At 62.0% G+C, this 10,895-nt stretch carries 8 protein-coding genes and 1 pseudogene; 2 read left to right on the top strand and 7 right to left on the bottom strand.

The genetic code is table 11. The features are described 5' to 3' along the window. Positions 1-61: 61 nt before the first annotated feature. From JWQ61_RS14875 to JWQ61_RS14865, 3 genes are all read right to left on the bottom strand, one after another. Positions 62-1,255 carry a glycerophosphodiester phosphodiesterase family protein gene (locus JWQ61_RS14875; protein WP_304361211.1) on the bottom strand — a complete coding sequence of 398 codons (1,194 nt, stop codon included), beginning with the start codon at positions 1,253-1,255 and terminating at the stop codon, positions 62-64. A 294-nt stretch (positions 1,256-1,549) separates the two neighbouring features. After that, entirely contained in the window at positions 1,550-2,581 is a 1,032-nt protein-coding gene (locus tag JWQ61_RS14870) for an MBL fold metallo-hydrolase (RefSeq protein WP_304361210.1), read from the bottom strand. A gap of 148 nt (positions 2,582-2,729) precedes the next feature. Beyond that, positions 2,730-4,289, bottom strand: coding sequence for an MFS transporter (locus tag JWQ61_RS14865; protein WP_304361209.1), 1,560 nt, complete (start codon positions 4,287-4,289; stop codon positions 2,730-2,732). A 74-nt stretch (positions 4,290-4,363) separates the two neighbouring features. Here JWQ61_RS14865 and JWQ61_RS14860 point away from each other — a divergent pair, with 74 nt between their 5' ends. Next, on the top strand, positions 4,364-5,305 hold the full coding sequence (locus JWQ61_RS14860) for a LysR family transcriptional regulator (RefSeq protein WP_304361208.1): 942 nt from the start codon (positions 4,364-4,366) through the stop codon (positions 5,303-5,305). Positions 5,306-5,325: 20 nt separating this feature from the next. On the opposite strand, the gene JWQ61_RS14855 is transcribed toward JWQ61_RS14860, so the two are convergent. The 3 genes and pseudogenes from JWQ61_RS14855 to JWQ61_RS14845 form a co-directional block, all read right to left on the bottom strand. Next, positions 5,326-6,543: an aminotransferase class I/II-fold pyridoxal phosphate-dependent enzyme gene (locus JWQ61_RS14855; RefSeq protein WP_304361207.1), complete on the bottom strand. Its 1,218-nt coding sequence runs from the start codon at positions 6,541-6,543 to the stop codon at positions 5,326-5,328. Positions 6,544-6,603: 60 nt separating this feature from the next. Then, positions 6,604-8,331, bottom strand: coding sequence for a gamma-glutamyltransferase (gene ggt / locus JWQ61_RS14850; RefSeq protein ID WP_304361206.1), 1,728 nt, complete (start codon positions 8,329-8,331; stop codon positions 6,604-6,606). A 136-nt stretch (positions 8,332-8,467) separates the two neighbouring features. Beyond that, positions 8,468-9,172, bottom strand: a pseudogene (locus tag JWQ61_RS14845) (GNAT family N-acetyltransferase); the annotation flags it as partial. 124 nt (positions 9,173-9,296) lie between these two features. Between JWQ61_RS14845 and JWQ61_RS14840 the strand changes: the two are divergent. Continuing rightward, on the top strand, positions 9,297-10,781 hold the full coding sequence (locus tag JWQ61_RS14840; protein WP_304361204.1) for a PLP-dependent aminotransferase family protein: 1,485 nt from the start codon (positions 9,297-9,299) through the stop codon (positions 10,779-10,781). Between the two features lie 6 nt (positions 10,782-10,787). Here JWQ61_RS14840 and JWQ61_RS14835 read toward each other — a convergent pair. Further along, positions 10,788-10,895 (bottom strand): DUF427 domain-containing protein (locus tag JWQ61_RS14835; RefSeq protein ID WP_304361212.1); only part of this gene is annotated, 108 nt, incomplete at its 5' end.

Below are 10,895 nucleotides of genomic sequence, written 5' to 3'. Positions count from 1 at the left end.
GTTTCCTGGCGCCGGGCTCAAGTAAAGAAAAGTAGAGCCCGGAGCTTAAACAACGGGATTGTTACTTGGCTTGCTTTGTCGCCAGCCATTCATTCAGCGCTGCCCTGGCAGTCGGCGTGAAATCGGTGAACACGCCATCCACGCCCAGCTCGAAATAGGCCTTGTATTCCGCCTTCGGATCGCCGTTATAGGTACGGGTCAAGCGCGCCGGTTCGTCGCGGTAGGTGAACGGATGCACGAACAGACCCAACCGGTGCGCGTCAGGGATCAGATTTGTCGGCGCCATGTTGGACGCATCCGACAGCTTCTTCACGGCGTTGCCGGCGGCGTCCACGCCCTGCGGCGGCAGTATGTAAAGCTTCCACGGACCGATGCCGTCGGCATAGGTCTTGATTTCAGCCAGGCCTTCAGGCGTGGCCATTGCCGCGAAGGTGCGCGGATCGCCTTTTTGCAGCCAGGAAAAAGGCTTGGCCGTGTCCGGCGAGCCATAGGTCATGACGCCGGTCTTGAAATCGGTGCCGTCGCCGTCCATCAGCTGGACTACCTTGGTTTTCAGGCCGAGGCGGCGCATCAGCTTCAGGCTTTCCGGCTCGAACGACTGCACGAACACCGGGGAATCATGGGTGTTCCAGCCTTCCTTGATCAGCATCGCGAGCAGTTTTTCTTCCAGCGGCACACCCAGCGCGCGCTGGTAGATCGGGTTCTTGGTTTCCGGATAGATCGTCAGGGTGCTGTTGGGATTGGCGGCGCGCGTGGCTTTGGCGAGGTCGATGACTTCCTGGAATGTCGCCATCGGATACATGCCGTCGTACTGGTGGCTGCGGACAGCGATCGGCTGCTTGACGCGCAGGGTTTTCAGCTCGGCAGCCGTGAAATCGCTGATATACCAGTCCGGCGGCACGGCCACGCCGTCGACCGTGCGCGATTTCTTGCGCGCTGCGAATTCGGGATGGCTGGCGACATCGGTGGTGTCGCTCAGGAACGGGTTGTGGCAGACGAACAGCACGCCGTCGCTCGACGACATCAGATCCATCTCCAGCGAATCGGTGCCGGCGGCGATCGCTGCCTGGTAGCCGGCAATGATTTCTTCCGGATACAGGCCGGCCAGCCCGCGGTGGCCGATCACCAGCGGCGGATTGCCGTCGAGCGTCTTGAGGCCCGGGTAATGCGCCGCGCCGGAAGATGCTGGCTGGCTGGCGCAGCCTGTAATCAGTGCGGCTGCCGCAATCAATGAAGCTGTCGGTACGTATTTCATATGGCTCCTGCTGGTTATCCTGGGAAAGTTTCTGGAACGGCAAAGCGACTATTGCACAATGTCTGCGCGTCGAGAAATATACGCATGACTCGGACGTCACTTTGCCTGGATTTGCCAGCAAGATCCATACCCACTGAAACAGATAATGAGACTGCTTAGGGAGGTGTTTTGTCAACTAGTTGATTTAATTAAATATATAAATCAACTAGTTATGATTGATATTTAATCTTTTACTTTTAATATTTTACTTCAGATAATTTACTTTAAATTGAATGCCGTGCAATGCGATCAAGATCAGGCAAGCTGCTCCCGCCACCAGCGGCTTCCTGCCTGCGGCTCGGCAAGGCTGAGCTGCTCGCCCATCTGCGGCGTGCTGACCGGCACGCCGTGCTGCTCGGCCAGCGCGACGATGCGCTCGAACGGGTCCTGCCAGACATGCAAGGCCAGGTCGAAAGTGCCGTTATGCACCGGCAGCAGATGCTTGCCGCCCAGGTCCAGGTGGGCCTGCAGGGTCTGTTCCGGCTGCATGTGCACATCCGGCCAGTCAAGGTTGTAGGCCCCGGTTTCTATCATGGTCAGGTCGAATGGGCCGTAGCGCTCGCCGATTTCCTTGAAGCCGCCGAAATAGCCGCTGTCGCCGCTGAAGAACAGCCGCAGATCGCCATCCAGTATTACCCAGGACGCCCACAGAGTACGGTTGCCGTCGCTCAGGCCGCGCCCTGAAAAGTGGCGCGCAGGCGTGGCTACCAGCTGCAGGCCGCCTACCCGGGTGCTTTGCCACCAGTCCAGCTGCTGTATCTTTTCCGCCGGCACGCCCCATTTGACCAGCGTATCCCCTACTCCCAGCGGCGTCAGGAAATGCTCTGCCTTGCCGGCCAGCTGCAGGATGGCGTCATGGTCCAGGTGGTCATAGTGGTCGTGCGACAGGATCACGCCCTTGATCGGAGGCAGCTCGGCGATGCTGATCGGCGGCTGGTGGAAGCGCTTGGGGCCGATCCACTGGAAAGGAGAGGCGCGCTCGGAAAACACCGGGTCAGTCAGCCAGAACTCGCCGCCCAGTTTCAGCAGCATGGTGGAATGTCCCAGGCGGAACAGCGATCGGTCCGGCGCCGCCAGCAGCTGCTCGCGGCTGATCGCCTGCACCGGAATCGGCTTGGCCGGCACCGTGCCGGCCGGCTTGCTGACGGCAAAACGCCACAGGATCTGCAAGGTCTTCCACAAGCCGTTTTTGTGCTTGGGAAGCTGGTTCCTGAACTTGCCGTCGCGCCGCTGCGATGACGTTGGGGGAATATTGGTATCGAGAGTTGTGAGCGTTTCGCTTGCCATGCTGCTTGTCCTGTTGCCGGTTAGTTGACGATTTCCTGCCATGCTAAAACAATTACACTACACAGTGTAGTTTAAATGAAGGAAAAGTAAACTTATTAGTGCAAATAATTTGTAACCGGCGCCAGGCTGCCCGACAAGTTGCGGCTATCTACAGGGATTCGCTGATCTTCCTGCCCGTTTTGCGCAGCGGCGCCCGCTCCGGCCCGAACACCTTGAAACTGATTGCAGCGAGCACCCAGACGCCAATGCCGCCGTACAGCATCACCAGGCCAAAACCGTGCACCAGCGCCGCATGCACCACCGTTCCGGACGCATCCAACGAAGACAGTTCCGGAAAACCCTGCTTGAGGGAAGTAAAGTTTCCCGAAGCTATTTTTTCCGCCAGAACACGCAGCCGCAACGTATCGAACGATGCCGGAAAAGCACTCCTCAGGTAAGACAGGATGCCTTCCATCAGTATGAACCCCATCAAGGCAATGTTGACGGCCAGCGAAATCAGCCTGGCGCTCATGTCTATGCCGGAAGCCATGCCGGCCCGCGTGACCGGCACCGAGCCGGTGGTGGTGTTGGTCACCGGCGTATTGGTCAGGCCCAGGCCAATCCCCGCCAGCAGGGATCCCGGCAGCATGGTCAGCCAGCTGGCGTGTTCGGCGCCGCTGCCGTATTTCATCAGGATGAAACCCAGCCCGATCGTGAACAGCCCGCAAGGAATCACCAGGCGCGGCTGGTAGCGCAGCGCAAGGCGTTCCGCCAGCGGCGGGATCACCAGCGTCGGCAGCGTATAGGCCAGCAAGGACAAGCCGGCGGCCACGATGTCGTAGCCCAGGCCGCTCTGGAAATAGATCGGCAGGTAAATCATGAAGGGCCAGAAACTGAAATTCATGCCGATGGAGCCGATGATGGCGCCGGAAAAATTGCGTATCCTGAATACGGAAAAGTCGAACATCGGATGCGGATTGGTTTTTTCCACGAACAGGAAAATGACGAAGCAGATTGCCGCCGCAGCGATGATCCCGATGCCGGTGTAGCTGGCAAAACCCAGCTCCGGCCCTTGCGTAATGTAGTAGGTCAGGCCAAACACCGACAGCGACAGCGTGACGATGCCCAGCAAGTCCAGTTTTTTTGCCTGGGGATCGCTCGATTCCTCGACGCTGCCGAGAACCAGCAACAACGTAAGGATAGCGAGCGGAACATGGACCAGGAACACCCAATGCCAGTTTGATGCAACCACGATCATGCCGCCGATGATCGGCCCGAAACCCAGGCCGATGCCAAACACCACTCCCCAGATGGCAAACGCCTTGCTGCGTTCGGCGCCTTCCTGGAACTGGTGCGACAGCACGGCGATCTGGCAGATCAGCATGGCGCCGCCGCTCATGCCTTGCAGGAAACGGCTGGCGATCAGCAGCGGCGCGCTTTGCGCCAGGCCGCAAATCAGGGACGTGATGCCGAACAGGACCAGGCTGATGATGAAGATGCGTTTGCGGCCATAACGGTCAGCCAGCGTGCCGGCCGCCATCAGCACCGTGGTGCAGGCGATGGTGTAGGCATTCATGATCCATTGCAGGTCCTTGAAACTGCCGTGCAATACCTTTTCAAGGGTGGGCAGTATCACCGGCACGCTGGAAATTTCCAGGCCGAACATCAGCGCGGTCAGGCAGACGGCGGCCAGGGCGATTCTGTTTCTGCTGGCGTGGGAGAGGATCATGAGCATGTGCACCCTGTTGGATCGGAGGAAACATTGTGGGCGGATTTGCTCTATGATAGAAATGATTTAATTTTGTGGCATTCATTAGCAACCATCATCTATCGGGCACCATGGACTTCGATCCGACACTCTTGCGCGCCTTCGTCGCCGTCAAGGAAACCGGCGGCTTCACCCGCGCGGCGCAACGACTGCACCTGACCCAGTCCGCGATCAGCCACCAGATCCGCCGCCTGGAAGAACAAACCGGCCGGCCGCTGCTGCACAGGACTACACGCAAGCTGACCTTGACCGAGGACGGCGAGGATTTCCTGCGCTATGCGGAACAGATACTGCATACGCTCGACGCCATGGCGCGGCGCTTCCGGCCGTCGCCGGTGTCGGGCGTGGTGCGGTTCGGAGTGCCGGAAAACTTCATGGGAGAACGGCTGCCGCCGCTGCTCTGCCAGTTCGCGCGCGCCTTCCCCGCGGTCCGGCTTGAAGTCCATGTCAGCATGAATCTCGATTTGCCGGCAATGATCGCGGCCGATGAGCTCGACCTGGCGGTGGTGATATCGGTGCCCCGCAGCGAGAGCGGCACGGTATTGCGGCGCACCCGGCTGGCGTGGGTGGCGGCGGAAAATTTCGAAATGGTTCCTGGCGCCTCGCTGCCGCTGGCATTTTTTCCGGCGCCCTGCATCTATCGCCAGGCCGGCGTCGTGGAGCTGGACCGCACTGCGCTCGAATGGCACGTCGTATTCACCTCGCCCAGCCAGCAAGGCCTGCGCGCAGCAGTGCTAGGCGGGCTTGCAGTAACGGTGCTGACGCGCGACGACCTCGAGCCAGGCATGAAAATCGTCGACGGCCAGTACGGTTTGCCGCCCCTGCCCAGCGCCGACTTCTCCCTGATCTGGAGCGGCAGCGGCAAGACCCAGGCCGCTTGCGAGTTCGGTCAGCTGATCCTCGAGATGCCGGAGCCGCCTCCCCTGCCGTTTGTCCGCCACCGTCCCGACATCAAGCCAGTCCGCGACCAGGCCTGATCAGCTTTGCCATCGTCGTCTTACCTGGCGACGGCAACCCTCAAGGCCAGCGCAATCCCCTTCGCCGCCTGTGAAATTTCGTCCAGCGACGGGAAGCTGGGAGCGATGCGGATATGCCTGTCCTCGACATCGTTCCCATAAGGGAAAGCAGCGCCGGCAGACGTCAGCGTGATGCCGAGCTCTTTCGCCAGCGCGATAGTCCGCTTGGCGCAGCCCGCCGGCGTGACCAGGTCGATGAAATAACCGCCGTGCGGCCGGGTCCAGGCTACGCCGTCGACATCGCCAAGGTAAGCGTCGAATTGCGCAAGCACGGCATCGAACTTCGGTTTCAGCAGCTGGCGGTGGCGCTCCATCAGCGCTTCGACATTGGCGCGGTCTTTCAGGAAACGTACATGGCGCAACTGGTTGATCTTGTCCGGGCCGATGGTGCGCACCGAGGTGTTGCGCTGCCACCAGGCGATGTTGGCGGGGGATGAAGCCAAAGCGGCCAGGCCGGAACCTGCCAGCGTGATCTTGGAAGTCGAGGCAAAAACGATGGCGCGCTCCGGGTTGCCGGCGCGCTCGCAGGCTTCCAGCACATTGATGGTGGTGTGCTTCTGCTCGCTCAGGTGATGCAGGCGGTAAGCGTCGTCCCACAGCAGCAGGAAATCTGGCGCCGCGGTCTTCATGGCGGCCAGGCGCTGCACCACCTCGGCTGAATAGATGCTGCCGGAAGGATTGCTGTATTTGGGAACGCACCACATGCCCTTGATGCTGGCGTCGGCGGCAACCAGCCTTTCAACCAGTTCCATGTCCGGGCCGTCGTCGTTCAGCGGCACGCTGACCATCTTGATGCCGAGCGACTGGCAGATCGAAAAATGGCGGTCGTAGCCTGGCACCGGGCACAGGAAAGTCACCGGCTGCTGTTGGCTCCATGGCGTTTGGCCGGCAATCCCGTACAGCAGGCAGAACACGATGGCGTCGTGCATCAGCGCCAGGCTGGCGTTGCCGTCCACTACCACTTGTCCGGCAGGCACATCGAGCAGGCTGGCGAACAAGGCGCGCGCTTCGGGCAGGCCGCTGGCGACGCCGTAATTGCGTGTGTCGGTGCCGTCCGCCGCGGTAAAACCCTCGAGCTGCTGCAGCAAGGCGCTGGACAGGTCTAGCTGTTCCGGCGCCGGCTTGCCGCGCGACATGTCGAGCTTGAGGCCGAGCTGCTTGAATGCATCGTATTGCGCTTGAATATCTTGTGACATCATTGGTCCATCCTGCAGAAGCAGCCCCTGGCGGGGCTGCACGTTAATTAATCAATAAGTCAATCAATAACCCAGAGCAAGTCCCGAGTTGCGGCGCGGATCGTTCGCGCCGTAGAAACGGTTCTTGCCGACCGGCTTGCCGGCCAGCGACGGCGCCCCGACCAGGATCGCGGCGACATGGTTGAACGGTTGCGGCACGGTGAACTTCTGGCCCCAGCCTTCCAGGATCTTCTGGGTATCGGGGCTAAGGGTGTACGGTTCGAGGTTGGTCGCTTCCGGCAGCCATTGCTGGTGGAAACGCGGCGCATCGACTGCTTCCTGGATGTTCATGCCGTAGTCGATCACGTTCAGCATGGTCAGCAAGGTCGCGGTGATGATGCGGCTGCCGCCAGGCGTGCCGACCACCATGACGGTCTTGCCGTCCTTGGTGACGATGGTCGGGCTCATCGACGACAGCGGACGCTTGCCGGGAGCGATGGCGTTAGCCTCGCCCTGCACCAGGCCGTACATGTTGGGCACGCCGATCTTGGCCGTGAAGTCGTCCATTTCGTCGTTGAGCATGATGCCGGTCTTGCTGGCCATGACGCCGGCGCCGAACCAGTCGTTCAGCGTGTAGGTGACCGACACCGCATTGCCCCATTTGTCGACGATCGAATAATGCGTCGTATTGCTGCCTTCATGCGGCTCGACGCCAGGTTTGATGTCCTGCGAGACGCCGGCCTTGTGCGGATCGATGGCGCTGCGGATCTTGGTTGCATAACCTTTGTCGAGCAGGCGCGCCAGCGGGTTCTTCACGTAATCGGGATCGCCCAGGTAGCTGTTGCGGTCGACATAGGCATGGCGCATCGCTTCGATTTGGTAGTGCATCGCCTGCGCCGAGCGGAAACCGAGGTTTTGCATCGGATAGCCTTCGAGGATGTTCATGATCTCGCAGATGACCACGCCGCCCGAGCTCGGCGGCGGCGCCGAAACTACGTGGTAGCCGCGGTAGTCGCATTCGACCGGCGCCAGTTCACGGGTTTTGTACTGATCGAGGTCGGGCTGGGTGATGATGCCCTTGCCGGCCTGGCTGGAGGCGACGATGGCTTGCGCTACCCAGCCCTTGTAGAAGCCGTCGCTGCCCTTGGCGCTGATTTCGCGCAAGGTCTTTGCCAGGTCCTTTTGCACCAGCTTCTGGCCGACGCGGAACGGTTCGCCTTTGTTCAGGAAAATGGCGCCCGAGTCGGCCGCGTCTTTCTTGAACACCTCGGTCGTGGTGTCCAGCATGTCGACATCGCCCTGGTCCAGCACAAAGCCGTCTTCCGCATACTTGATGGCCGGCGCGATCACCGTGGCGCGCTTCATCGTGCCGTACTTGCTCAATGCCAGCTCCATGCCAGACACTGTACCCGGCACGCCGACCGCCAGGTGGCCCTTGGTGCTCAGGTTGGGGACCACATTGCCGTTCTTGTCGAGGTACATGTTGGCGGTGGCCGCCAGCGGCGCTTTTTCGCGGAAATCGAGGAAAGTCTTGCGACCGTCGGCCAGCTGGATGGTCATGAAACCGCCGCCGCCGATATTGCCCGCGGCCGGGTACACCACCGCCAGCGCATAACCGACCGCCACTGCCGCATCGACGGCATTGCCGCCATCCTTCAGCACATCGACGCCGATGCGGGTGGCCAGGTGCTGGGCCGTGACCACCATGCCGTTTTCGGCGGCGGCCGGGGCTAGCGAAGCGGCTTGTGCGCAGGAAAAACAAAGGACGAATGCCGTTGCAAGCAGCGACTTGGCCAGGGGATTGTGTTTCATGTGCGGGTCTCCAGTGCTGAGGAAAGGGACGTTGTTGGCAGCGGCCTGGCAGCAAAGCGACGCCAGGGCCGTGCCCAACATTCTATAGTGGATGAGCGGGGAAAAGCGGAAACTAAGTGGTCACCGGCTCAACCTTGCGCAACGCCGTCAGCGATGTACGCTGCTGCCCTTGCCCATCGAAATTCTCCGGCGCCAGCCATTTTTCAAAGGCGCTGCGCAGTCCGGGCCATTCGCTGTCGATGATGGAGAACCACGCCGTATCGCGCGAACGCCCCTTATAGACGGTGGCCTGGCGGAATATACCTTCGAACTGAAAACCAAGGCGCGCGGCGGCCTGGCGCGAAGGTCCGTTCAGGCTGTCGCATTTCCATTCGTAGCGCCGGTAACCGAGTTCATCGAAGGCGTGTTTCATCAGCAGGTACTGGGCCTCGGTGGAAACCGGCGTGCGTTTCAGCAAGGGAGAAAACGCCACGAAGCCGACTTCGATGACGCCGTTGGCCGGGTCAATCCGCATCAGGGACAAGGTGCCGACCGCGTTTCCCGTCTTGCGCTCGATCACTGCATAGTGCAAAGGATCGGTGCTGGCGGCTGCCTGCTCGGCATGCGTGCGGTAGCTGGCGGCGTCAGCGAACGGGCCGACCGACATGTAGGTCCAGTCGCGGCCATCTTCCGCCTTGCTGTAGGCGGCATACAGGCCGGCGGCATGGCGTTGTGCATCCAGCGGCTCGAGGCGGCAATAGCGTCCTTCGATGGCGGCGTTGTGCGGCGGACGCGCGCGGGCGCTCCAGTCAGGCAACGGCTCGCCGATTGGCTGCTGGTAGGGATTCAAAGTGCTGGACATAGGAGTTTCCTTGCTGGATGAGGCCGGGCATACGCCGGGGCATGTGCTAAAGTAGGCTTTTCGTGGCCCTGGAAAAAGAGCCACATCATATATATTTCATGGTGCCACCCGGCACGCCTTGTCCATGACGACCGCCCCAACCCTCTTGCCGCAAGCCCTGCTCGAAGCGCCGCTGCGGAAAGACAGCGGCGCGCCGCCGATGCAGCGCCAGTTGCACCATCGTATCAAGGAAACCATCCTGGATGGCCGGCTGGCGCCCGGCAGCCGCCTGCCCGGCTCGCGCGCCCTGGCCGAGGCGCTGTCGATCTCGCGCAACACGGTGACGGCCGCCTATGACTTGCTTGCCGCTGAAGGTTATGTCGAGCCGGACCGCCAGGGCACTCGGGTGGCGACCCTCTCGCGTCCGCCTCCGCGCACGGAGCGCAACCCGTCGCCGGCGCCGGCCACCGCACTGCGCCTCAGACACATCCAGCCCAGCGCGCCGCGCAGCGACGCCAGCACGACGCTGCGGCCGGGCGTGCCGGCCTTGTCCCATTTTCCATTGGCGGCCTGGCGCCGCGCCGTCGACCGTGCGATCCGCCGCGGCGGGCCGTCGGCCCTGGGTTATGGCGATCCGCTGGGCGAACCGGTGCTGCGCGCCGCCATCGCCCGCCACCTTGGAGTCGCCCGCGGCGTACGCTGCGAGCCGGCCCAGGTCATCATTACCGAGGGCGCGCAAGAAGCCCTGACGCTATGCGTACGTTTGCTGACAAATCCCGGCGATACCGCCTGGGTCGAGGATCCGGGTTATCGCGGAGCAAAGGCAGCGATGCATGCGGGCGACCTGCACATAGCGCCGATGCGGATCGATGCCGACGGCCTGGTGGTCGCTGAAAGCGACTGGAAATCCCGGCCGCCGCACTCGCCGCCGCGCCTGATCTACAGCACCCCCTCGCATCAATACCCGACAGGCGCCGTGCTGACGGTGGCGCGCCGCCTGGAGCTGATTGCGCAAGCGCGCCGCCATGGCGCCTGGATCATCGAAGACGATTACGACAGCGAATTCCGCCACGCCGGCGAATCCATCGGCGCCATGCAAGGACTGGTGGCGCAGGCACCGGTGCTGTATGTGGGGACGTTCAGCAAGACCATGTTCCCGTCGCTGCGGCTGGGATTCCTGGTGCTGCCGGCGGCGCTGCTGGCCGCGCTGCAGACGCCGCTGGAGGAAATGCTGCGCGGCGGCCACCGCTACGAACAGCTGGCGCTGGCCGAGTTTATCGAAAGCGGCCAGTTCAGCCGGCACCTGGGCCGCATGCGGCGCTTGTACCGCGACCGCCAGCAGGCGCTGCGGGAAGCCATGGCGCGGCACATGCAGGTGCCGCACACCATCGAAGGCGGTCACTGCGGATTGCACCTGACGGTGCGGCTGCCGGCGCAATATCCGGACCGCAAGATTGCCGAGGCCGCGCGCCGTTACGGCATTTCGCCCTACCCGCTGTCGGGTTTCGCGCTACAGCCCGGCCCCGAGGATAACGGCCTGGTGCTCGGCTACGGCAACACGTCCGCCGAACTGTTCGAACCCTTGGTGCGGCGCCTGTCGCAGTTGGCGCGCGCCGCGGAAATCGCTTAACTTCGCTTAACTCGCGGGCAGTTCTTCTATGGCGTCGACACGGTCCGGGTAAAACGCCAGGTGATCCTTGATCTCAGCCACAGCTGCATAAGGCGCCTCGTAACTCCAGACGCT

The organism is Collimonas fungivorans (genome assembly GCF_028292705.1).
Classification (GTDB): Bacteria; Pseudomonadota; Gammaproteobacteria; order Burkholderiales; family Burkholderiaceae_D; genus Collimonas; species Collimonas fungivorans_B.
Note: the sequence above shows the minus strand (reverse complement) of the source record. Positions and strands in the feature narration are given on the sequence as shown.